This is a genomic window from uncultured Microbacterium sp., assembly GCF_937927635.1.
GTDB lineage: Bacteria > Actinomycetota > Actinomycetes > Actinomycetales > Microbacteriaceae > Microbacterium.
In genome coordinates, this window is record NZ_CALBRW010000003.1 from 134,578 (window position 1) to 156,929 (window position 22,352).

General features: G+C 66.7%; 26 protein-coding genes. 17 read left to right on the plus strand and 9 right to left on the minus strand.

The features are described from left to right. Nucleotides 1-5 precede the first annotated feature (5 nt). The 5 genes from Q0568_RS00945 to Q0568_RS00965 all read right to left on the minus strand — a co-directional run bounded on the left by Q0568_RS00945 (nt 6) and on the right by Q0568_RS00965 (nt 7,061). Nucleotides 6-806, minus strand: a complete 801-nt coding sequence (locus tag Q0568_RS00945; RefSeq protein WP_298860741.1) for a type IV toxin-antitoxin system AbiEi family antitoxin — start codon at nt 804-806, stop codon at nt 6-8. A gap of 49 nt (nt 807-855) precedes the next feature. Beyond that, nucleotides 856-2,169, minus strand: coding sequence for a hypothetical protein (locus Q0568_RS00950; RefSeq protein ID WP_298860744.1), 1,314 nt, complete (start codon nt 2,167-2,169; stop codon nt 856-858). Between the two features lie 119 nt (nt 2,170-2,288). Next, complete coding sequence (locus Q0568_RS00955; RefSeq protein ID WP_298860747.1) at nt 2,289-3,389, minus strand: restriction endonuclease subunit S; 1,101 nt, start codon at nt 3,387-3,389, stop codon at nt 2,289-2,291. Beyond that, complete coding sequence (locus Q0568_RS00960) at nt 3,382-5,070, minus strand: class I SAM-dependent DNA methyltransferase (protein WP_298860750.1); 1,689 nt, start codon at nt 5,068-5,070, stop codon at nt 3,382-3,384. Before Q0568_RS00960 ends, Q0568_RS00955 begins: the two co-directional genes overlap by 8 nt. Beyond that, on the minus strand, nt 5,070-7,061 hold the full coding sequence (locus Q0568_RS00965; RefSeq protein ID WP_298860752.1) for a hypothetical protein: 1,992 nt from the start codon (nt 7,059-7,061) through the stop codon (nt 5,070-5,072). The genes Q0568_RS00960 and Q0568_RS00965 overlap by 1 nt, the downstream gene beginning before the upstream one ends. Nucleotides 7,062-7,276: 215 nt before the next feature. Here Q0568_RS00965 and Q0568_RS00970 point away from each other — a divergent pair, with 215 nt between their 5' ends. Continuing rightward, nucleotides 7,277-7,831, plus strand: coding sequence for a hypothetical protein (locus Q0568_RS00970; protein WP_298860757.1), 555 nt, complete (start codon nt 7,277-7,279; stop codon nt 7,829-7,831). Between the two features lie 48 nt (nt 7,832-7,879). Continuing rightward, nucleotides 7,880-8,962 (plus strand): TM2 domain-containing protein, encoded by a 1,083-nt coding sequence (locus Q0568_RS00975; RefSeq protein ID WP_298860760.1) that lies wholly within the window; start codon nt 7,880-7,882, stop codon nt 8,960-8,962. Between the two features lie 105 nt (nt 8,963-9,067). Here Q0568_RS00975 and fbaA read toward each other — a convergent pair whose 3' ends face one another. Continuing rightward, nucleotides 9,068-10,096 carry a class II fructose-bisphosphate aldolase gene (gene fbaA / locus Q0568_RS00980; RefSeq protein WP_298860763.1) on the minus strand — a complete coding sequence of 343 codons (1,029 nt, stop codon included), beginning with the start codon at nt 10,094-10,096 and terminating at the stop codon, nt 9,068-9,070. Nucleotides 10,097-10,279: 183 nt separating this feature from the next. Between fbaA and glpX the strand changes: the two genes are divergently transcribed. Then, nucleotides 10,280-11,266 carry a class II fructose-bisphosphatase gene (gene glpX / locus Q0568_RS00985; protein ID WP_298860766.1) on the plus strand — a complete coding sequence of 329 codons (987 nt, stop codon included), beginning with the start codon at nt 10,280-10,282 and terminating at the stop codon, nt 11,264-11,266. A gap of 156 nt (nt 11,267-11,422) precedes the next feature. After that, nucleotides 11,423-11,659 carry a hypothetical protein gene (locus Q0568_RS00990; protein WP_298860769.1) on the plus strand — a complete coding sequence of 79 codons (237 nt, stop codon included), beginning with the start codon at nt 11,423-11,425 and terminating at the stop codon, nt 11,657-11,659. Nucleotides 11,660-11,682: 23 nt separating this feature from the next. Here Q0568_RS00990 and Q0568_RS00995 read toward each other — a convergent pair whose 3' ends face one another. Then, nucleotides 11,683-12,267 (minus strand): 3'-5' exonuclease, encoded by a 585-nt coding sequence (locus tag Q0568_RS00995; RefSeq protein WP_298860772.1) that lies wholly within the window; start codon nt 12,265-12,267, stop codon nt 11,683-11,685. 59 nt (nt 12,268-12,326) lie between these two features. Between Q0568_RS00995 and Q0568_RS01000 the strand changes: the two genes are divergently transcribed. The 3 genes from Q0568_RS01000 (at nt 12,327) to ychF (ending at nt 14,677) form a co-directional block, all read left to right on the plus strand. Beyond that, on the plus strand, nt 12,327-13,067 hold the full coding sequence (locus tag Q0568_RS01000; RefSeq protein ID WP_298860775.1) for a class I SAM-dependent methyltransferase: 741 nt from the start codon (nt 12,327-12,329) through the stop codon (nt 13,065-13,067). 222 nt (nt 13,068-13,289) lie between these two features. Further along, the gene (locus Q0568_RS01005; RefSeq protein WP_298860778.1) at nt 13,290-13,559 is read left to right on the plus strand and encodes a hypothetical protein; all 270 of its coding nucleotides are present in this window, start codon (nt 13,290-13,292) and stop codon (nt 13,557-13,559) included. 47 nt (nt 13,560-13,606) lie between these two features. Beyond that, entirely contained in the window at nt 13,607-14,677 is a 1,071-nt protein-coding gene (gene ychF / locus Q0568_RS01010; RefSeq protein ID WP_298860781.1) for a redox-regulated ATPase YchF, read from the plus strand. 61 nt (nt 14,678-14,738) lie between these two features. Here the strand turns inward: ychF and Q0568_RS01015 are convergent, their stop codons facing one another. Beyond that, complete coding sequence (locus tag Q0568_RS01015) at nt 14,739-15,101, minus strand: hypothetical protein (RefSeq protein WP_298860784.1); 363 nt, start codon at nt 15,099-15,101, stop codon at nt 14,739-14,741. Between the two features lie 638 nt (nt 15,102-15,739). Between Q0568_RS01015 and Q0568_RS01020 the strand changes: the two genes are divergently transcribed. The 9 genes from Q0568_RS01020 to Q0568_RS01060 all read left to right on the plus strand — a co-directional run bounded on the left by Q0568_RS01020 (nt 15,740) and on the right by Q0568_RS01060 (nt 21,209). After that, a complete protein-coding gene (locus tag Q0568_RS01020; RefSeq protein WP_298860787.1) occupies nt 15,740-15,943 on the plus strand; it encodes a hypothetical protein in 204 nt (67 codons plus the stop codon). Beyond that, on the plus strand, nt 15,940-16,332 hold the full coding sequence (locus tag Q0568_RS01025; RefSeq protein WP_298860790.1) for a hypothetical protein: 393 nt from the start codon (nt 15,940-15,942) through the stop codon (nt 16,330-16,332). The genes Q0568_RS01020 and Q0568_RS01025 overlap by 4 nt, the downstream gene beginning before the upstream one ends. Then, nucleotides 16,329-17,057: a bifunctional DNA primase/polymerase gene (locus Q0568_RS01030; protein ID WP_298860793.1), complete on the plus strand. Its 729-nt coding sequence runs from the start codon at nt 16,329-16,331 to the stop codon at nt 17,055-17,057. Before Q0568_RS01025 ends, Q0568_RS01030 begins: the two co-directional genes overlap by 4 nt. After that, nucleotides 17,054-18,157, plus strand: coding sequence for an AAA family ATPase (locus Q0568_RS01035; protein ID WP_298860796.1), 1,104 nt, complete (start codon nt 17,054-17,056; stop codon nt 18,155-18,157). Before Q0568_RS01030 ends, Q0568_RS01035 begins: the two co-directional genes overlap by 4 nt. A 225-nt stretch (nt 18,158-18,382) precedes the next feature. After that, nucleotides 18,383-18,691 (plus strand): WhiB family transcriptional regulator, encoded by a 309-nt coding sequence (locus tag Q0568_RS01040; protein ID WP_298860799.1) that lies wholly within the window; start codon nt 18,383-18,385, stop codon nt 18,689-18,691. Continuing rightward, nucleotides 18,688-19,260: a hypothetical protein gene (locus Q0568_RS01045; RefSeq protein WP_298860802.1), complete on the plus strand. Its 573-nt coding sequence runs from the start codon at nt 18,688-18,690 to the stop codon at nt 19,258-19,260. Before Q0568_RS01040 ends, Q0568_RS01045 begins: the two co-directional genes overlap by 4 nt. 324 nt (nt 19,261-19,584) lie before the next feature. Next, nucleotides 19,585-19,872, plus strand: a complete 288-nt coding sequence (locus Q0568_RS01050) for a hypothetical protein (RefSeq protein ID WP_298860805.1) — start codon at nt 19,585-19,587, stop codon at nt 19,870-19,872. 2 nt (nt 19,873-19,874) lie between these two features. Continuing rightward, nucleotides 19,875-20,531 (plus strand): recombinase family protein, encoded by a 657-nt coding sequence (locus Q0568_RS01055; protein ID WP_298860809.1) that lies wholly within the window; start codon nt 19,875-19,877, stop codon nt 20,529-20,531. 351 nt (nt 20,532-20,882) lie between these two features. Next, nucleotides 20,883-21,209, plus strand: a complete 327-nt coding sequence (locus tag Q0568_RS01060) for a hypothetical protein (RefSeq protein ID WP_298860812.1) — start codon at nt 20,883-20,885, stop codon at nt 21,207-21,209. A gap of 110 nt (nt 21,210-21,319) precedes the next feature. Here the strand turns inward: Q0568_RS01060 and Q0568_RS01065 are convergent, their stop codons facing one another. Further along, the gene (locus Q0568_RS01065) at nt 21,320-21,805 is read right to left on the minus strand and encodes a hypothetical protein (protein ID WP_298860815.1); all 486 of its coding nucleotides are present in this window, start codon (nt 21,803-21,805) and stop codon (nt 21,320-21,322) included. A 239-nt stretch (nt 21,806-22,044) separates the two neighbouring features. Here Q0568_RS01065 and Q0568_RS01070 point away from each other — a divergent pair, with 239 nt between their 5' ends. Continuing rightward, the gene (locus Q0568_RS01070; RefSeq protein WP_298860817.1) at nt 22,045-22,233 is read left to right on the plus strand and encodes a hypothetical protein; all 189 of its coding nucleotides are present in this window, start codon (nt 22,045-22,047) and stop codon (nt 22,231-22,233) included. Nucleotides 22,234-22,352 lie beyond the last annotated feature (119 nt).

The following is a 22,352-nucleotide window of genomic DNA, read 5'->3' on the forward strand; positions in this document are numbered from 1 at the left end:
GGGGATCATATGTCCGGCTCCACGTCGTCATTGAGAGACAGGTTCCACCGTGCGTTGACACGACTGGTGATCGCCAGCGAAGGGTTCAGACGTGATGGACGCGACGGTCCGGACGCGCTGATCGCGTGCAGCGCGTCTTGTGCCGGTGCTTCGCTGAACGTCTCCAGAATCCAGCCGAGACGTCGGATCGAGGCGACCGGGTAGTGCGCGGCAGCACTGGCGATGGCGCCCGCCTCGAAATCAGGATGCTCGCTGAGCTCGATCAATACGGTGGCGGCGTTGTCGATTCCGGCGGCGATGGACGGGTCTGTGGCGATGTCCAACGCCGTTGTCGCGACAGTGCTCACCCACGCACGGCCGGTGGGGGTGTTGTGCTGTCGGGCGGCGCCCTCCGGCATGCTCCGTCGGGTGTGAAACGAGAAGCGGGTTCGCCCGACCTGTCGGTCGCGAACGGGACGATCGGTGGCGACCTGGAACTGTTGGACGGCCTGGTGCGACGCGCCGTGCAGCGCTGCAGCGCTCAGCCATCCGACGTAGTACTCCACTTCGAGATGGTGCATCATCCCGTCGACGATCTCGATGCCAGGGGGGGCGCCCCACAACCTGTAATGCGCGGGAACCGGAACCCAGAGCCCCTGAACAGGACTCACCCATTCGGACTTCTTCACTCGGGGGTGCAGTCGCCGGCTCACCTGTTCACGAGGCACGTCGAGGATGCCGGCGATGTCGTCTGAGGTGAACGGGCCGCGACCGCGCGCGAGCGCCCAATCGGCGAGGTCACGAGCCCGAGGCCGCTCGTTCTGCATAGTGCTGATTATCATAAAATCTCAGATGGTTCGCAATAGTGAGCGCACGCTACGGCTTGTCAACGGTGGCCGCGTCGTCGTCGGATGCATCTTTGCGCAGCAAGCGCTCGCCGAGCCCGGTCAGAAGCTTGCCCGCGCCCGTGCGCGCGTTGTCTGCGGTCTCGCCGGCGAAGCGCCCGACCGCCCTCGCCGTGTCGACGGATGCCGCGGCGATGTCCTCACGTGCGTCGTCGGCCGCCTCGATCCAGCGCTTCTCGGTGATCGCGTCGCGGGACTGCTCGATGCTGAGGCGGGAATGGAAGTCAGTGATGTCGTCGGCGATGCGGTTGCCGGCGCGCACGATCCGGTGTGAGGCGTTCGGCGCGAACAGCACCTTGGCATTGGCACGAGCCGCGGTGGCATCCATCCGCGCGAGCAGTGAGGCAGTCGTCTGGGTGATCAGAGCCTTGCGCTTCTGTCGTGCGGCGCGCAGTCCTCGCCGGTGCCGTTCGACTTCGCCGGGGTCATCGGGGGAGGCATCGAGCACGCGGTCGATCTCGAGGATCGCGGTGGCGTCCTGCAGCTGGAAGCAGCGTGCGAGCACTGCCAGCCACTCGAGCACGGTCTGCTCGGCCTCGTCGGCGAGGTCGGCGAGGTCGCCCACCTTCGCCGTGCGCTCCACCTTCTCGGCCAGCGCGTCCAGCCGGCGCAGCGCGTACGCCTGCGTGCTCGCGACGGTGGCGGTGGTGCCCTGCACTTTCGACCAGGTGACGTCGGAGACGAAGCCGACTTCGCCGCGGATGGTCATGGCCTCGTCGATGACCAGCTCAACGCCGATCATCTGAGCCAGTGCGGCATCCTTCTGCGCGCGCAGCACATCGTCGACCTTGGCGTCGATCTTGGCGAGGTAGTCGATGATCTCGTCCATGGTCTGCTGCATGGCCAGCTGGGCCATGATGCCGGCGGCGCCTGCGAGCACGGCCGGGTTGGTCAGCATTCCGGTGACGCCTGGCTGCCGGACGAATTCGAGGATGTGGTTGGTCTTGCCGTTCTTCATCACGATGGCGCGCGCAACCTTGTCGGACGAACCCTTCATCGGAGGCAGATCGTGCAGCGCCTTCGCGGACTTCTCGGTGAGCTTGATCCAGCGGCCGGAGTTCTCGGCGACCTGGGTGCCTGCCTGAAGCACGCCCGATGCGCCGCTCAGCTTGGAACCGAGCTTCTGCATCCCGAGCTCGCGCGACTCGAGTCGACGTGACGTGAGGAACTCCTCGACCGCCGCAGGCGGACCGATCACGGCGACGCCGTCCCCGTCGCTGATCAGCTCGACCTCGTAGTCGAGCAGCTCCCGTTCGTCGTCAGTGCTGATGGTGTCGTCAGTCATCGGTTCCTCCTGAAGTGGCGGTGTCGCCGGCGAAGACGAACTCGAGGGATGCCGCGGGGTCGACGTTGGTCATTGCGTTGACCTTTCAGTAGTCGGGGAGGAGGCGTTGAGGTGCTGCATCACACGCCCACCTCACTCAGGATCTTCTCAGCATTCTTGACTCGGAGCTGACCAGACATCAGTTTCGGAAGCAGCGCGTCGCGCGTGGCGGCGAGAGTGCGATTCTCGGCAAGTCCTGCGTGGACAGTGTCGCGGATGGAGGCGATCTCCTCGCTGATGCGGGTGGCTGCCGAGTGCCCGGGCCAGGGAACGTCAACAGCGGCGAGGTCTCTCCATGAAGCGCGTGGCATTCGGGTGCCCTCGCTGGATGCAGTGACCGATGCGATAACGGCATCAGATGCCGCAGCTGCGGACGCGAATCCTGACAGATCGGCGTCGCGCGGACGTAAGACGAGGATGTCTGTCGAGCAGATTCCGCTGAATGGCGCAGTGACCACTTTGTGGAAGTACGGCCTGAGCTTGCCGAACAGCAGGTCTCCAGCTTCGAACGCGCTCTTCGTGCTTGACGCATCCTGAGCGATTCCAGCTTCGCTTAGCCACATTGAGCGTCGGGGGACATGCTCAAGACCGACATAGGGGGTGGTCGGTTCGATTTGAGTCGGATCGACTCCGATCCGTGGGGACGTGAAGAGCTTCGAAAGCGGGATTGAGTCGGTGCAATCGGACAAGGCCACCAATGCGCGCACGAATTCATCGGCGGTGGCGGCGAGGCGGGTGTTGGCGGCGATCTTGTCGTCGAGAGCGCCCAGGACTTCGGCGATTGCCTGCTGCTCGGGGAGCGGAGGGAGTGCAACCGGGATCGATCGCAAGAAGTTCCGATTGAGTGAAGGCTGTGCGCTTCCCGAGTTGAAGGCAGTGAAATCGATGGAGTCAAGCAGTCGATAGATCCAATAGGGATTGTTGCCCTTGAAGTCACGCACGAACAGACAGGTATTGAGCGGCCAGTAATCTGCCACAACGAACGTGGCTTGACCGATAGATGCTCCGCTCCTGCCGATTGCTACGCCGGGTCCCTCATACATGGCTCGGTCGTGATAACCCGTCACACCGAACGAACCAATAATCGGGACTGACCCATCTGCGCGTTCTGAACTCGGGAGATCGTGTCCGCGCTGTAACTCAATGACCTCACTCAAGGGTTGCGTAGACCACTCAGACATCGACCCTCCCCAGCTGCTCGCGCACCACAGCCGCCAACCGCTCGGACTCCTCGAACTGAGCGAACAGCTCGCTCTTCAGGCGTTCCAGCTTTTCCTCGATGGGTTCGCCGTCGTCCTCCTCGGGGGGAGCGCCGACGTAGCGGCCGGGGGTGAGGGCGTAGTCGGCGGCCTTGATCTCGGCGAGAGTGGCGGAGTAGCAGAAGCCGGGGATGTCGGCATACTCAGCGGGGGTCGTTTCGGCTCGCTGCGCTCGCTCAACGCGTTTCGTCTCTTCGCTGCGCTCCTCGCTCAACGACCGGGGGGAGGGGACCTCGAAGCCGCGCCAGGCGTGGTAGGTGTGGGCGACGAGGGCGATGTCCTCGTCGCTCAGGGCGCGCTCGGCGCGGTCGACCATGTGGCCCAGGTTCCGGGCGTCGAGGAACAGCACCTGGCCGGTGCGATCCACCGGCCCGGTCTTGTCCTTCGCGAAGAACCACACGCACACCGGGATCCCGGTGGAGCGGAACAGCTGTGTCGGCAGCGCCACCATGCACGAGACCAGGTCGGCTTCGACGATCTGCGCGCGGATCTGACCCTCGCCGCCCGAGTTCGACGACATCGAGCCGTTCGCCATCACCACGCCGGCCACTCCACCGGGTGCCAGCTTGGACAGGATGTGCTGGATCCATGCGTAGTTCGCGTTGCCCGCCGGCGGCACGCCGTAGCGCCACCGCGGATCGGACTCGTTGCGCGCCCAGTCCTTGATGTTGAACGGCGGGTTCGCCATCACGAAATCGAACTGCACATCGGGGTGCAGGTCGCGCGCGAACGTGTCGCCCCAGCGCGGCCCCAGCTTGCCGCTGAGCCCGTGGATGGCCAGGTTCATCTTCGCCATCCGCCAAGTGCGCTCGTTCAGCTCCTGCCCATACACCGAGATGTCAGAGCCCTCGCCGTGATTGGCGTCGATGAACTTCTCGGCCTGCACGAACATGCCGCCCGAGCCGCACGCCGGGTCGTACACGCGCCCGTGGGTGGGCTGCAGCAGCTCCACCAGCACGCGCACCACGCCCGCGGGTGTGTAGAACTCCCCGCCCCGCTTGCCCTCGGCCGCCGCGAACTTCTCCAGGAAGTACTCGTACACCTCGCCCAGCAGGTCGCGCGCACGACGCCCGTCCGCGCCGCCCTGGCCCTGTCCGGCGAAGTGCGCCGAGTTGAACAGGTCGACCAGCTCGCCGAGCCGGCGCTGGTCGACGTTGTCGCGATTGAAGATCCGCGGCAGGGTGCCGCTCAAGGCCGGGTTCGCCTGCATCACGGCATCCATCGCCTCGTCGATCAGCAGACCGACCGACTTCTCCGCCTCGCCGAGCGTCGGTCCCAGCCCCTTCGCGTGCTCGGCCAGGAACGACCACCGTGCGTTCGCCGGCACCCAGAACACCCCGCGTCCGGTGTACTCGTCGGTGTCGTCTATCAGCGCGGCGATCTGCTCGGCGTCGTACCCCTCGCCAGAGAGCTCGTCGTGGATCTGCCCGCGACGCTCGTCGAAGGCATCCGACACGTACTTCAGGAACACCAGCCCGAGGATCACGTCCTTGTACTGCGACGCGTCCATCGACCCGCGCAGCTTGTCGGCGGCCTTCCAGAGCGTGTCCTTCAGCTCCTTCATGGTCGACGGCGCGGTGCCGGTCTTCTTACGTGCAGCCATCAGCGGCTCCCTTCGGGGTGGGGTGGTTCGGTGTCGGCGGTCAGTGCGCCCGCCGCGAAGGCGTCGGTGACCAGGCGTTCGAGCTCGGCGAGAGCGGAAGCCCTGCGTTCAGCATCCCGCCGGGCACCGACAATCCCGGCCAGCGCCGTGCTCAGCGCGGTGCGCTGGCCGGCGGGGATGCGGCGCAGGCTCCAGCGCCGGAACGGCAGGGCCTCGGTCAGTGCGTTGACGTCGGCGGCGACGACCTCCGGGGCGAGCGTCTCATCGAGCAGCCGCAGCACCCGCGCCGGGTACTCGACGACCGACGATCCATCTGTATCGACCACGGCCGCGGGGTGCGCGCCGGTCAGGACGATCACGTCACCGGGCAGCGTCAGTTGCGCGCGGGGGTAGTCCGCTGCCAGCCGCATCCGATCGATACGGCGAGCGGATGCGGCCTGAGCACGCACCTCGTCGCGCCCGATCACCGGGTAGCCGTCGGCAGACGCGGTGTCGGTGGGATCGAGGCGGATGCCGCTGATGAGCCGGGCTTCGCGGGCCGCCAGAGCATCGCCCAGCAGCGTGTCCTGCACCGGCGGTGGCGTCGTCGCCAACAGGGCGGGCAGCGCCGGTGCGTCCGGTAGCTGCATGAGCTTCTGATCGACCAGTGCCGCGAGCTCTGACGCGTCCGTGCGCGCCGGGCGCTGCGGGCGACTCGCCTGCACGAGCGATCCCTCAGCGGCGATCAGCGCCGCCGTGCGGATGAAATGCACGAAGCGGAAGGAATGCGCGAGCGCCTCGCGCGCCGAGCCGAGCGACACGGACAGGTCGCCCACCAGATCACGCGCGCGGGCGTCGGTGAGCGTGAAGCCCTGCAGATCGCCGATGACAGTGAAACGGTCGCCGAGCGCGGCACCCCCCTGCGGCCCCCCGATCAGCCAGAGGGCCAGCGACTGCCGCACCGCAGACGGGACCAGCCCCGCGGGCAACCGCACGATGCCGCGCACGCGCCCGGAGCGCAGCAGGAAGTCTCGAGACACGGCTGCCGCACCGGTGAGCGGCTCGGTCAGCAGGGCGGCCGGTCCGACGACGATGATGCGGTGCCGGTCGCTCAACTCGACGAGCAGCTCCTCGAGCTGTACGAGCTCGGCTGCGCCGTCGCTTCCGGACAGACGCGCCAACCACACGGCCGGGGTCTGGGAAAGCGGCGGCCGGGCGGAGAGCGTCGGGAGGCGATCCCGGATGATCAGGCGTCGCCGCACAGCGCGGTTTCCTGTGGGCACGTGGAGGGCGGCATCCTCACCGCAGAGAGCGGATGCTGCGTCGAACAGCGCCCCGGCGTCGAGCTCGGCAGGGGCATCGGCGAGGACGACGTTCTCGCCCGTGGTGATCTCCTGCACCAATCCGGCGATCAGCCGGGATCCTCGATCTCCGATCGGGCCGGCGATGCCGCTGCTGCCAGCGGCCGTGATCCGAGCGTGCAGCACGTCGGCCGCACCGGCGGGGGAGTACGCGGCGTCGATCAGCGCCTCGACGAACTCGGGCAGCGTGGAGTCGGGGGTGAGCGCGTCGATCTCTCGACGCACCGCGGTGTCGTCCGGATCGGCCTGCTCCGCACGGACGGAGAGATCGCCCTGCGTCAGGGGCATCCCGTCGAGCACACGCAGCGCCAGCAACGACTCGACGGATTCCAGGTGCGCGCCGTCGGGGTCCGCTGAATCAGAGGCGGAAGAGAAGGCTGCAGCATCGGCGACGGCATCCGGATTGTTGCCGTGCGCGGTTTCGGCGAGCCAGGCGGCGATCTGCGTCGCGTCGAACAGCTCCTGGTTCGAGCGTGCGCTCACCGGCGCGGGAAACGCGCCGATTCCGCTCGCGAATCGCTTGCGCCACATCGACACGACCGGCCGGCGGACGCGAGCGAGCTCCGCGATCTGCGGCAGTGAGATGAGGGGGGTCGGCGAAGCCGGGATGCCGCTGTTCCGCGGCCCGCTCTTGCTCGTGCCCGTGCTCATGACTCTGACCATATTGGAGCGTCGGTTGCTCGTGCAACAACACCTTGATAAGAGGGCTTATCAATATACAACCGGTGCGACGCTGCGGAATCGGCCTAGCTTGTGATCCGCGGGTCATGACGCCGCAGCGGCGGGCGGGTGAATGGGGACTCGTGAGGGACCCGCCCGCCGCCACCACCCCGTGCCACGTGCTCACCGCAGAAGGAGAGAACATCATGTCCGATAGCCAAGCGAATCCGGCATCCGAAGATCCTGCACCGGAAGCAGCCGGTGCTCGCAGGCGAGTGCCGACCCGCACGCTCGTCGCGATCGGTGCAGCAGCAGCCATCTTGATCGGTGCGGTAGTCACGACCATCGTCATCGCAGCGCGACCGAGTCCTATCGAACAGGCGGGGGAGAGCTGCGCAGCGAGCAAGCCCCTCGACGCCTTCCTCGCAGACGTTCGGGCAACGGCATCCGCGACACCCGAACCCGTCGATACCGCTGACTCCGACGCGTTGGACGAGCTCTTCGATGGCGTCGTCTCCGTCGAAGACGACGGCAAGACGCTGATCGTCCAGACGAAACCGAAGGACGACGATCCGCTCGGTATCACCGGCCTCGCGCTCGACTGCGTGTACGAACAGCTGGATGTCCCCACGCGCATCACCGAGCGCATCGCCGCGACTCGCAGTCTCGACGGGCGCCAGGAAGCCGAGTGGGAGGACTACTCAGCGTCGTGGAGCTACCACCCTGACAGCGGCGCCAACCTCATCATCGCGCAGGACTGACGCGCCCGACACATCTCCAACCACCACCCATCACAGTTAGGAATCCTCATGTCCATCCCCACTCCGCCGTCTGCTCCGTCCGGACAGCCGCCGCAGGCGCCTCCGCCGGCCTATGCGTATCCCGCGACCCAGGTTCCCTCGAACGGCCCGACCGGCGAGAGCAGGTCGTTCCTCGTCACGTGGCTGCTGTCTCTGCTCGTGGGTGTCTTCGGTGTCGACCGGTTCTACCTCGGCAAGGTCGGCACCGGGCTGCTGAAGCTGTTCACGCTCGGCGGTCTGGGCGTGTGGTGGCTCGTCGACCTGATCATCATTCTGGCCGGGGCGATGCGCGACAAGGCCGGCCGCGCGCTCGCCGGCTATGACAAGACCAAGCTGATCGCCTGGATCGTCACGGCGGCGGTGGTGCTGGTCAGCGTCGCCAGCGGTGCGATCAACGGGGCATCGAGCACGGATGCGGGTGCTCCGCCCGCGTCGGAGTCGTCCGCCCAGGCGCAGCAGTCCGAAGACACGCAGCAGGAACCTGCCGAGGAACCGGCAGAGGCTGAGGAGCCCCCGGCGCCCGAGCCCGGTGCGGCGGCAGCATCCTGGGCGAACGACCGATTCGGCGGCTTCGCCCCGATCCAGAAGTCCGGCACGGGCGACACCGTGATCGACCTGCCCGCGGGAGCCACAGGCGGGATCGTCGTCGCCACGCACAAGGGCACGCGCAACTTCGCGGTCTCTGTGCTCGACGCGAACAACGGGTCGACCGGAGAGCTGCTGGTCAACACGATCGGCGCCTACAGTGGCACGACCGCGTGGGGGATCAGCGCACTCGGCGAGGGTGCCAAGCTGCAGGTCACCGCCGACGGCGCCTGGACGTTCGACATCCGCCCGATGGGAGACGCGCCGCTCGTCGCCCCCAGCGGCACCGGCGACGCCGTGTTCCTGTACGAAGGCGGGGCGGCCTCGCTGGCGGCGACGCACGCCGGATCGCGCAACTTCGTCGTGCAGGAGGAGACGGGCGAGGCGTTCAGCATGGGACTGCTCATCAACGACATCGGCGCGTACAGCGGCACGGTACCGCTCTCGGCCGGCCCGTCGGTGATCACCGTGACCGCCGACGGGGCGTGGACGCTCGCGGTGAAGTAGGCAGTCGAGCCGGTTGAGACGACAGATGCCCCGGATCGTGTGATCCGGGGCATCCTGCGTCTCGTCTCGCTTCGCTCGCTCAACGATCGGGCGAGTGCGAGCGACTCAGCTCTGCGACTTGCCGAACGAGCCGAGCTGCTTGGTGGACTCGATGACACGGGCCGCCATCGCGGTCTCGGCGACCTTGCCCCAGGCGCGCGGGTCGTACTGCTTCTTGATGCCGACCTCGCCGTCCACCTTCAGCACGCCGTCGTAGTTCTTGAACATGTAGTCGGCGATGGCGCGCGTGTACGCGTACTGCGTGTCGGTGTCGACGTTCATCTTGATCACGCCGTTGGCGACGGCCGTGGCGATCTCCTCGTCGGAGGAGCCGGAGCCGCCGTGGAAGACCAGGTCGAGCGGGTTCTTGCCGGTGTTGTACTTGGCGGCGACCTGGGCCTGGATCTCACCCAGCAGCTCGGGGCGAAGCTTGACGCCGCCCGGCTTGTACACGCCGTGCACGTTGCCGAAGGTGAGGGCGGCGATGTAGCGGCCCTGCTCGCCCATGCCGAGCGCCTGGATCGCCTTGTCGACGTCGGCGAACGTCGTGTAGAGGGCGTCGTTGGAGCCCTCGTGACGGACGCCGTCCTCCTCGCCGCCGACGACGCCGATCTCGACCTCGAGGATGGCGTTGATGTTCTTCATGCGCGGCAGCAGCTGCTCGGCGATCTCGATGTTCTCCGCCAGCGGCACGGCGGAGCCGTCCCACATGTGCGACTGGAAGATCGGGTTGCGTCCGGCCTTGACCTCTTCCTCGGATGCCGCGATGAGCGGCTCGACGAAGCCGGCGAGGGCGTCCTTGGGGCAGTGGTCGGTGTGCAGCGCGACGGTGACCGGGTAGCTCTTGGCGACCTCGGTGGCGAACTTCGCGAAGGCGAGCGCACCGGTCGCGCGGGCCTTGACGGTCTGGCCGGCGAAGTAGTCCGCACCGCCCGTGGTGACCTGGATGATGCCGTCCGAGCCGGCCTCGGTCAGGCCCTGCAGCACGGCGTGGATCGTCTGCGAGCTGGACACGTTGAAAGCGGGGTACGCGAAGCCACCGGCCTTCGCGCGGTCGAGCATCTCTGCGTACTGATCCGGAGTGGCGACGGGCATGAATTCTCCTGCTTCTGAAGTGCGGGGGTCATGCTCACTCTATCCGCGCGGAAGCCTGATCTTCTCGGCTGTTTCGACGGCCCCGAACCTCGTTCTTGAGATGCTGTTAAGAACTCAGAATCCTTCGTCTGGAAATCGGGAAAAGTCGACGGTTTCGCGCGCGCGGCTCGTTAGTCTGACCCTATGGTGAGCCCAACAGCCGAACTCAGCCCCCTCCGTCCCGACCGCAACCTGGCAATGGAGCTGGTGAGGGCCACGGAAGCCGCAGCGATCCGAGCGGTCCCGTTCATCGGCCGCGGCGCCAAGGAAGCGGCGGATGGCGCCGCCGTCGACGCCATGCGCGCCTTCCTCGGAACGGTCGACTTCGCCGGTCGCGTGGTCATCGGCGAGGGCGAGAAGGACAACGCCCCCATGCTGTTCAACGGCGAGGAGGTCGGCACCGGCCGCGGCCCCGAGTGCGACATCGCCGTCGACCCCATTGACGGCACCTCGTTGACCGCCGCCGGCCGCCAGAACGCGCTGTCAGTGCTGGCCGTGTCCGACCGAGGCTCCATGCTCGACGCCTCCAGCGTCTTCTACATGGACAAACTCGTCACCGGTCCGGCCGGCGTCGGCGTCGTCGACATCCGCCTGCCCATCGGCGAGAACATCCGCCGCCTGGCCAAGGCCCTCGACAAGCCCGTGGAGGAGATGGTCGTCTCGGTGCTGCACCGCCCCCGTCACGAGCAGCTCATCCAGGACATCCGGGATGCCGGGGCCGGCACCCGCCTGATGAGCGACGGCGACGTCGCAGGCGGCATCAACGCCGCCCGTCACAGCGCACGCACCGACATGTGCGTGGGCATCGGCGGCAGCCCCGAGGGCATCGTCACGGCCTGCGCGATCAAGGCTCTCGGCGGGCACATCCAAGGCATCCTGTGGCCCCGCGACGACGACGAGCGCCAGCGCGGCATCGATGCCGGGCTGGAGATGGACAAGGTCTACGAGGCCGACGACCTCGTCAAGGGCAACAACACGATCTTCGTCGCCACCGGCGTCACCGACGGGCAGCTCGTGCGCGGCGTGCGCCGCAAGCGCGATTACCTCTACACCGAGAGCGTCGTGCTGCGCAGCGCATCGGGCACGCTGCGCCGCATCGTGTCGGACCACCTCGTCTCGAAGTGGCTCTGAGCCGGGCATCCTGACCCGTCCCGCCGGGCCTGCGGGATTTCCCAGCCACTGCTGGCAGAATGGCAGTGGTCCGGCGCGTGTGCTCCGGACCATCACGGATGGGAGCGCCTCGGGATGTCATCGCACGAGCACCACAGCAAGTCGGAACACCCTCAGATGATCACCACCAAGACCGGTCGCATCCTGCGGGTCACCGACGAGCAGCTCGCCGCCGCAGCATCCGCCAAGGCCGCCGCCGCGGCATTCCCCGACCCGGCCCGCCGCAAGGACGTGCTGTTCCGCGTGCGCCGTGAAGAGGGACACGAGCTGAGCTCGTGGTGGATGATCGGCGCGTTCGTGCTGACCTCGGGCATCGTCATCGCCCTGCTCTCCGGCGTTCCCGGCGGGGCCTGAGCGCTACTGTCCGGCCTGCTTGATCAGGCCGCGCGAGTCGCCGCCTGCGGCACAGTGAGTCGGACGCCGAGCTTCGCGCCCAGCGTGTCCACGTCGCCGGCGCCCGCCCGTCGAGCCGCGTCGATCACAATCTGCGCGCACGCTCGCGCGTCGGCGAGGGCGTCGTGGTGCGGGAAGGCGCCGAAGCCGGCGGCCGCCGCGGCCAGCGGCAGCTTGTAGGAGTCCAGGTCGTACGTCTTGCGGGCCACGGCCAGCGAGCACAGCGAGCGGTACGGCGGAGCGTCGATCCCGGTGACCTCGCACGCGCGGCGCAGCACGTTCATGTCGAACCCGGCGTTGTGCGCGACCAGCACGTCGGCGCCGGCGAAGGCGCACAGCCGGTCGATCTGCTGCGTCCAGGTGTCGGCGCCGACGACGTCCTCGGCGTACAGCCCGTGGATGCGCGTGTTCCACTCGTTGAACTCGTCATGACCGGCAGGAGGCCGGATCAGCCAGCCGGTCTGCGCGACCACCTGGCCCGCACGCACGCGGACAAGTCCGACGGAGCATGCCGAGGCGGGGCTGGAGTTCGCCGTCTCGAAGTCGATCGCGGTGAAGTCCAGTGGCACGGCTCCACTCTCGCGGGGCATCCCCGCGCGAGGGATCAGGCGCGCCGTAGGCTGACGACATGAGCGATGCGCGAGCGACATCCTTCGGCTCCCAAGCCGAGACCTATGAGGCATCCCGACCGGACTATCCGTTCGAGGCGGTGGCCTGGATGCTGGAACTGCTGCCTGCCGGGTCTCGCCGGGTCGCCGACGTGGGAGCCGGTACCGGCAAGCTCACCCGGGTGGTCGCGGATGCTCCGGATGCCGAGGTGGTCGCGGTGGATCCGGATGCCGCGATGCTGGCCAAGCTGCGTCAGACCGTGCCCGGGGTGCCGACGTACGTGGGCACCGCCGAGTCGCTTCCGCTGCCCGACGCGAGTCTGGATGCCGTGGTGCTGGGCCAGGCGTGGCACTGGGTGGATCCGGTTGCGGCATCCGCCGAGGTCGGACGCGTTGTGAGGCCGGGCGGCACCCTGGGGCTGATCTGGAACACGAGGGACAACCGCGTGGACTGGGTGCGCAGGCTCACCGAGATCATGCACGCGAGTGCCGCCGAGGAGATGCTCGACGAGGGCGTCGTCGTCGTCGCCGCGCCGTTCGGCGAACCCCAGCGGAAGGCATGGGAGTGGGTCCGTCCGATGACTCGAGCCCAGCTGCATCAGATGGCGGATTCGCGCAGCTACCTGATCACGGCATCCGCCGAGGAACGCGCCGAGGTCCATCGCGGCATGGACGGGCTCTTCGACGACCTCGGGCTGGCAGGGGAGGCGACCATCGACCTGCCCTACGCGACCACCGCCTTCCGTGCCACCAGGGGATGAAGCTACCCTTGGGCCATGAATCGTCAGCGCAACATGCTCGCGGTGGCCCTCATGGCATCCGTTGCTCTGAGTGGTTGCGCGGAGATTCAGACGCCGCGACCGACTCCGACGGTGACTGCCCCAGCGGATAGCGCTGCACCTGCAGCATCCGGTTCTACGGCGACGTGGGAGCTGATCGAACCGGGGAGCGTCACCGCGGAGAGCAAGACACTCGATGTCGCGGTGACCCGTCTCGAGTGCGCCAACGGAGTGACTGGCGAGCTGCTTGCTCCGATGGTCACCTACGAGGCAGACCGCGTGATCATTCGAATCGACGCAGAGCCGCTGGACCTCGAGGCTGCGAACTGTCTCGGCAACAATGCAGTCCCGGTCACGGTTGCGCTCAGCGAGCCGATCGGCGAGCGCGCCCTTGTCGACGGCGGTTGCGCCGGTGCGGATGCCGCGGACACGACGCCGTGCCTGTCCGACGTGCGCGCCTCCTTCGCTCCGTAGATCCGCGCCACCGGGGGAGAGGCGCAGCCCCGGTAGACTGGACCCCCGTGGCCCTTACCATCGGAATCGTGGGACTGCCGAATGTCGGCAAGTCGACCCTCTTCAACGCGCTGACCAAGAACAATGTGCTCGCGGCGAACTACCCGTTCGCGACGATCGAGCCGAACGTGGGTGTGGTGAGCCTGCCCGACAAGCGCCTGGAGGTGCTGGCCGGCATCTTCCACAGCGAGCGCATCCTGCCCGCCGCGGTGTCGTTCGTCGACATCGCCGGCATCGTGCGCGGTGCCAGTGAGGGGGAGGGGCTGGGCAACCAGTTCCTCGCGAACATCCGCGAGGCCGACGCCATCGCGCAGGTGGTGCGCGGCTTCTCCGACGATGACGTGGTGCACGTCGACGGTGCGGTCAATCCGGCATCCGACATGGAGACCATCAATGCTGAGCTGATGCTGGCCGATCTGCAGACCGTCGAGAAGGCGATCGTGCGTCTCGAGAAGGAGGTGCGCGGCCGCAAGACCGACCCCGTCGTGCTGGAGACGGCGAATGCCGCGAAGGATGCCCTGGAGCGCGGCGTGCTGCTGTCGACCTCGGGCATCGACCTGGCGCCGATCAAGGAGCTGGGCCTGCTGACCGCCAAGCCGGTGATCTTCGTGTTCAACGTGGACGAGGCTGTGCTGACGGATGCTGCGCGCAAGGCCGAGCTGGAGGCGCTGGTCGCGCCCGCGAAGGCCGTCTTCCTCGACGCGAAGATCGAGTCCGAGCTGATCGACCTGGATCCCGAGGATGCCGCCGAGCTGCTGGCCTCCACCGGCCAGGAGGAGTCGGGCCTGGATCAGCTCGCGCGCATCGGCTTCGACACCCTCGGGCTGCAGACGTACCTGACCGCCGGCCCCAAGGAGTCCCGCGCCTGGACCATCGGCAAGGGCTGGAAGGCGCCGCAGGCTGCCGGCGTGATTCACACCGACTTCGAGAAGGGCTTCATCAAGGCCGAGGTCATCTCGTTCGAGGATCTGGTCGAGCTGGGTTCGATCGCCGAGGCCCGCGCGCACGGCAAGGCCCGCCTGGAGGGCAAGGACTACGTCATGCAGGACGGCGACGTGGTGGAGTTCCGTCACAGTTAGCGGTCACGGGTTCTTCGCCCCGGCTGCCGTGCCAACGGTGGACACCGACCGAGGGTGACGGTTAGCCGTTGCGGTTCATGCAGTCCACGTCGGCAGGCTGCACGGCCTTGCAGTCATGCTTCGCCGGGTCGTAGTACTCCACACCGTCCGGCAGCACAGGGCCAGGCTCACCGATCAGTGCCCGGTAGTCGTTGGGACACCCCTCGGTGCCGTAGCACTTCATGCCGTCGGGGTAGATCAACCACGGGCCGGAGTCCTTGGCCCAGGCAGGCAGCTCGGTCAGGTAGGTCGGGGTCGGCGTGGCGGCCACGGTGGCCGGGGGTGCTGCCTGGGGCGCGGTGGTGGTAGTGGTGCACCCAGCAAGGGCCATACCGGCTAGGGCCAGTGCGGCGAGTGCAGGGGCGAGCTTGGCTGTGCTGGGCATGCCGCCATACTGACAGACCGGCCCTGGCATGCGCGAGGGCTGATTATTCAACAATTGGTGGCCCGCTGCTGGGCTGCCGGGGCGCTGGTGACGGCTGCAACACGCGCAACACGCCGGGGCGCGGGGCAATTTTGCAGACCCGGTTATCCTTCCTGGACAGGGCTTTCTCCTGGTGGGGAGGCATTTCCTGAAGAGCGGAGACGGGGTGCGGTGGGGTAGCTTAGTGCTTGTGACCAGCACAGTCAATCTCATCTCCCACGGCAGCGTCGTGTCCAGATGGGATGATCGGTGGGGTCACTGGACGCCGTCGGCGGGCTGGCCTCTGATCCTCGGTACGGACTACGAGTATCACCACCGTCCGTCGACCGACGATCCCCAGGGCGAGATGTATTGCCGCTATAAGTTCCGCGGTGGCGCGGTAGTCACCAGCACACGGCTCCGCGAACTGTTGGACAACGCACGCGTCACCGGAGATACTCGAGTCGTCATAGACTGACCCAGCACCACCAGGCCCTCAGGAACTGCACCACGAATTCCTCGGCTTCTAACTGAAAAGGCATCAAGGACCCTCAGCGGGGACCTTTCAACAGGCACGCTCTGTCATCTGACACGTTGTGCCTTCCGCTGAAGGGGTCCTCGTGGCCAAATCACCTTTGCAGCGCCTTGCCATGGAGAAGGCACAGGCGTTCAAGACGCACGATCAAGAGCGCCGCACGCAGGCCAGCCGCGACCTGGCCGAAGCCAAGATTGCCGACGCCGTCAAGCGCGCGCTCGCTGCAGCTCCACCGCTCACCAATCAGCAGATCCACCGGCTGACCGCCCTGCTGCGAGGTGTGAAATGAGCACCCTGTCAGTCGCGCCGTTCACCGAAGCCGAGTACCCAGCGAAGCCGAGGCTGTCACGTTCCGAGGCGATGGTCGTGCTGCGCCTCGGTCCTCAAATCGAATGGTTCCGTCCGTTCGCTGAGCATGCTGGCGTAGCTCCGCGCACCGCCCCGCCTTGGGGGTACATCCACATTCACGGCGAATGGGACGAGCCGCCCGTGTGGGAGAACGTGGGGTTCTGGTCGCCGGATGAGCTGCGCTGGGGGATGGAACGCCTCTACGCCGCGCACGAATGGCACCTGTTCGACGTCAACGGGTACCTGAACGATCACGAATGCCACGGGGTGTTCTGGTGGCTCCCCTCCGATCCGCGCCTGCTGCGGCTGCCGATGGGGGTGACCCGATGACCCCCATGCTGCGCGCTGCGCTCAACCTCGCCGAGAACGGATGGGCGGTACTGCCGCTCGACGGCAAGCGCCCCGTCACGCCTCACGGCCACCTGGACGCCTCGACCGATCCCCGCATCATCCGGCGCATGTGGGCTGATGGTGACTGGAACATCGGCTCCCCGGTGCCTGACAGTCTGCTCGTGTTCGACGTCGACCCCCGCAATGGTGGCAGCCTCGAAGCCTTGGAGCAGCGCGCCGGGGTTGAGCTACCGCCCACGCTCGAGGTCATCAGCGGTCGCCGTGACGGCGGGCGTCACCTGTACTTCCTGCGCCCGTTCCGGCAGCCGTACAGGGGCGGCATCCCCGCTGGCATCGACCTGAAGACCAACGGCTACATGGTCATGCCTCCGAGCGTTCACCCGGACACCGGAAAGCCCTACGAGTGGGTCTATCGCGAAGCTGCGCACCTGCCCCGTCAGGTTGTGGCGCTGATGCTGCCCCGCACCCGGATCACCCGCCGCAACCCCAGGGCCACGGACCCGATCGCGCTGGCCGCGTTCGTTCGCACCTTGCAGCCGGGGGAGAAGCACGACGGGCTGCACTGGGCCGCGCGCCGTGCGCATGAAGCCGGGGTGGATCAGCGCGGGCTGGATCGCCTCATCGACGCCGCTGAGGACATCGGCATGGATCCCAGGGAGGCCCGCCGCGTAGTCGAGTCAGCCGGGAAGGGGCTGGGCGCATGACCGTTCGCAGGAAGAGCGCGCCCGTGGTGCCGGAGGCCGATCTGGTGCCGGAGGACGAAGTGCAGGAGCTTGAGGCGGAGGCGTCGGGCTGGCTGCCGGAGGACTTCAGCAAAGTGCTGCGCGGCATCGTCAATGGCACGCTGGCACCCATCGAGCCGGAGCTACTGGCCATCGAGGGCGCGGAGTTCCTGCTGTATGCGGGGCGCGTCAACGGCATCCACGGGCACAGCAACGCGGGGAAGTCGTGGACGGCCCTGATCGCCTGCGCGCAGGAGCTCAAAGCGGGCAACCGCGTGGTCTACATCGACTACGAGGACACGACGCAGGGCATCCTGGAGCGCCTGGTTCACAACTACAAGGTGCCGCCGAAGGTGATCCGCAACCGGTTCACGTACATCTCGCCTACAGGCCGGTTCGCGCCTGCGGTCGTGGGTGACTTGATCGAGCGGCTGTCACCGTCGCTGGTCGTGTTCGACTCCACGGGCGAATCTCTCGCGATGGAAGGCTTCAAGCCGAATGACGATGACGACATTGTCGAGTGGTTCCAGCTGGCACCGCGCTACGTGTCCCGGCTCGGGCCTGCGGTGCTGCTGCTGGATCACAGCCCGAAGAACACCGAGGGTGACAGCCTCTGGCCTATCGGCAGCCAGCGCAAGCGGTCGGCAATCACCGGCGTTCAGTACTTGCAGAAGGTCGTGACGCCGTTCAGCAAGAAGCAGTCGGGCAGGGCGCGGCTGGTGTGCGCGAAGGATCGCCTGGGCAACTTCGCGGAGGGCGAGACGGTAGCCGAGCTGAAGGTTGATGTGGTCGCCGGCCGGAGCAGCAGGTTCAACCTGGTAGCGCCGATGCCGCGTGAGCTTGCTGACGAAATCGCCTACAAGGCGCGGCTCGTGAAGATCTGCAAGGTGCTGGCCGAGGCCGACAAGCCCATGTCGAAGACGGCGCTGCGCATGGCAGCCGGGGGTGACTCCACCAAGGCGGGCGCTGCTATCGACTGGCTCGTTGACAGCGGTTACATCGAGCAATCACCGGGTGCGCGGGGCGGGCTGCTGCACACGCTTATCCGGATGTACGAAGACAGCTCGGAGGACTCCGAATGAGCACTCGTCGTTTGTCGTTTGCACCCGTTTTCAGCGGTTTGCCAAAAGGTGCCAGCGAGCCGTTTTCCCGTTTGCCGCCCTTAGGCAAAACGGTAAACGGGTCCAGGCGGGGGTGGGAAATGACTCCGAGTCGTTTTCGCCCTCGCAGCGCGTATCGGCGGGCGCACGCCATGGAAAAGCTTCACGGCTGTACGGCGGTTCACAGCAGCACGCAGGAGGACAGCCATGAGCGCTGATGACGCTTGGGAAGACCTGAAAGCGGTGCTGGAACACTACGCGCCACCTTGCAGCGGCCTGCACCTGTTTACGGCCGACTCTCGAACCGACGACCAGCGCGACGCATGCGCTGTCATCTGTGCGCACTGCCCCATCCGTGACCTCTGCAACCACTACGCCGTCGCCTCGCGGGTTGACTCCGGCTTCTGGGCTGGCATCGACCGGGCCTCACGCGGCAGGGGTCGCCCGCGCACATCAACCACCGACGCCGGGGCGGTACCTCCGGCACCCATCACACAGAAGGAAGAACCATCATGAGCAAGGCAACCGCCAAGTCCGTCGAGCAGACCCTCCCCGCCGCCCTGAACGGCTTCAAGGAGCAGGCCGCGCAGGTGAAGGAGGCGCACCGGGCCGCCCGCAAGGCGATCCGGGATGACCGCATGACCAGCGACCTCGCCAAGAAGCAGCACCTAGAAGCGCTGGACAAGGACACCCGCAGCAAGCTCGACGGCATCAAGGCCGAGCAGGACTCGTTCGTCAAGAACCTGCGCGACCAGGTCGAGAAGGAGTTCCGCGGCACGCAGCCGATGGACGCCAACTCGATCATGTTGCGCCGTGACGCCGCCGACCGCGCCCGCAAGATCATCGACCAGCAGGAGGCGGTGGACATGCTCAATGACGCCATCGCCAACGGTGACGCCGAGATGGCGCACGCCATCGGGAACCGTGCTCGCAACACGGGCATGTCCGGTGTGGTCGAGACGTGGCAGGCTGCGTTCCCGGAGACGGCGGGTGCTGCGGCTGCGCTGGCCTACGTCGAGGCGAACACGTCGGGCGCTGCCTACAACATGGCGAACCAGATGACGTACGCGGCGCCGAACGTCTGACCCTGACTGGGTGAGGGATTTCAACTCCTTTGCCCTCACCCGCTGGGCGGTGCATCGCCCGGCACCCAGAGGCTCCCTGGCACATGCTGGGGAGCCTCTGGCGTACCTGGGGGCCAGCCCACCCCGCTAGACCCGTGAGAGGGCACTCAGAAGCGCTCGCCGACGGGTGTGCACCACCGCTGCCGACCAATCCCAGTCGGAGGGGTTCAGCACTTTGACAAGTAGATGCGAGACAGATTGAACATTGTGTTTTACGAACCGTCCCCTTCCATGTAATGTGTGTCATGTATCGAACAAATGTTCGAACCTGCTAAGGAGGCCAACATGTTCACTCGCACCATCCGCGCCACTGGCGAAAAGCTCACCGTCGGTACCGCAGTCGAACTCGGGCTTGACCCGGAGGGCGGCAAGTGGGTCACCGTCTGTGAAGAGCACAAGACGCACGTCTACGCGCCCACGCAGTCAGCTGCCTACTACACCCACGGCATCGACTTCTGTGACGGCTGCCGGGAGGGCTCGCCCGCGCCGGTCGCCGAGGCTGCACCGGCCAAGCGCGCAGCCAAGCCCGCCCCTGTCAAGAAGGCCACCACGGCAGGCAAGGGCAACCACTGACCATGACCACCATGATCGGCTACCTGCGGGTGTCCACTGAGGAGCAGGTCAGCAGCGGTCTGGGGCTGGAAGCGCAGCGTGACACCATCCAGCGGTACGCCGACGCGCACGGGTGGGACATGGTCTGGTACGTGGATGAGGGCCTCAGTGCCAAGTCGCTTGACCGCCCGCAGCTACAGGCCGCGCTCACCCGGCTGCACCCCAAGAAGCGTGATGTTGACGGCATCGTGGTGGCCAAGCTCGACCGCCTGAGCCGCAGCGTCGTGGACTTCGCCGGGGTGCTTGAACTCGCCCGTGCGCGGGGGTGGGCACTCGTCGCTATCGACCTCGGTGTGGACACTTCAAGCCCCACGGGAGAGCTCGTGGCCAACCTGATGATGTCCGTTGCGCAGTGGGAGCGCCGGGTCATCGGTGAGCGCACCAGTGCCGCCATGCAAGCGGCCAAGCGCCGGGGCGTGACGTATGGTCGCCCGTCTGCGCTGCCCCAGGCCACGGCTGACCGGCTGCTGAAGCTGCGCAAGCGTCACACCCTGGCTGCCACCGCCGACCGGCTGAATGCCGAAGGGCACACCACCGCCACCGGCAAGCCGTGGACGCTGAACGCCGTGGTCAAGACCCATCAGCGGCTGACGCGCCCCGCCACCCCGGCAGCAGCCTGACCGCCACCACCGAGACCCCTGGGCCAGCGCGTGCCTGGGGGTCTTGTGCGTCCCTGGGTGGCCCACGGGCTAGCGCCAGCGCTGCCGGGACGCCAGAGGACGACCAGAGCGACAGCCGCGAGGACATGCAGCCGGTGCCTACACCAGCGCCAGCGCATGCAGCACCGTCCAGCCGTGGCGGGCTTGGCCCCTGGGGTTGCCTGTGGGCCAGCTTGAACACCCCGTGCCGACCCCTGCTGACAGCGCATCACGCCCGGGCTGACGATCCCACTTGCTCACCGATCTTCAGGTGAGGCATGGTTCATTCATTCGAACATTCGTTCTAATATCACGCCAACCAAGGAGCACATCATGGCCAGCAAGCGCGCCACCACCAGCACCCCCGTCGAGACCATTGAGGCAGCCGCGTTCGACGAGGCGCTGCCCGCCATCAACGACGCCCTCGACCGGTTCATCAAGTCGGTGACGGTCACCAGCACGCACTATCGCTACAAGGCCATTCGGGCTATCGCGTTCCAGGCGTTCACCAACGCCATCGAGGACGGCACGTTCGACGCCCTGGTGGATCAGGCCATCGCCAACGCTGGCGACCTGCCCGCTGGCTGGGGGGGTGGAGGCCGCTGCTGCCAAGAAGCCCGCTGCCAAGCCTGCCCCGGCGAAGAAGACCGCGGCTGCTAAGGCACCGGCCAAGTCCGGGCCCGCTGCGCCCGTCAAGAAGGCCCCCGCTCAGCGCGCCACGCAAAAGGAGCGATAAGAGCGCTGGACGGGGGCCTTCTTGATTTGGTGCGTCAGTCGCAAGAGAACTTGTACTCTCCGGTCGAGTCACGCGCAGTGCCTGTCTGTCCTCGACTGTTGGTGCCCCACGCAAACGTGATCACCTTGAACGGGTAGACGCCATTGCCCTTGCAGATGTACTTAACCTTCTTGGTCTGGTAGTTTCCGGGTCCCTGACTCACGAACGGGCCAGCTGCACGGAACCAGATCCAGCCATTGTGCATCCAGACTTCATTTGTCATACCGGTCTTCGTCACGCCTGGTGTGCAGCCCGTGAGTGCTGGTTTGGAACCGACGGTGCCGTACTTGTAGCCGGTCCCTGACTTCCGAACCCACATGTTTCCAGGGGAGATGTAGCAGCGCTCGGCAGATACGCCGATTGGCACGGAACGCGCACTGGGCCTGTTTGAGCCTGCGGAGTCTTCGGCGTTTGACGGAAAGTTCAGCTCAAGAACCCCGTCGTCGCCACTTGAGATCGCAGCCATTTCCTCGTTGGTCATGGTGGCAGGAAAGGGGGAAGAGAAGTCGACTTCGTCTGAAGGAGGCGGGGTCTGTGTTGCGGATGCGGCTCCTGGCAGTGCAAGCGCTCCGGCGACGAGGGTAAGTGCTAGCAGAGATGACTTTAGTCGTTTCATAGGATCCTCCGGTATCGAACTGCGAACTGTCGACGTTGCAAGCATCCTAACCGGCTGATGAGTGCTGATTGCGCGCCGCGAGACGAGACCGTAACGTGATCGGGGTGAAACAGGTGTGGATCGTGTACCACGACAGCGGGCCGGACAACAACATCCTCGGCGTCTTCGACGATGAGGGGGAGGCGTACGAGTTCCAGGAGCTAGTCGCGCCGAAATATGACAATGGTGCACTCCTCACGCCCTTCCCCGTGCCGTGGCGTTACACCGACCGTGTCACGGAAATTCGGATCTGATCGGGCGAGTGCCCCCCGCTGCACCCCTTTCAAGATGACCCTGGCCCGCGCTGGCTGGGCGTCTCTTGCTGCCCGCTGCTGTGGTCTGCTGTGCCGTCCTGGCCCCGCGTACCGGCTAC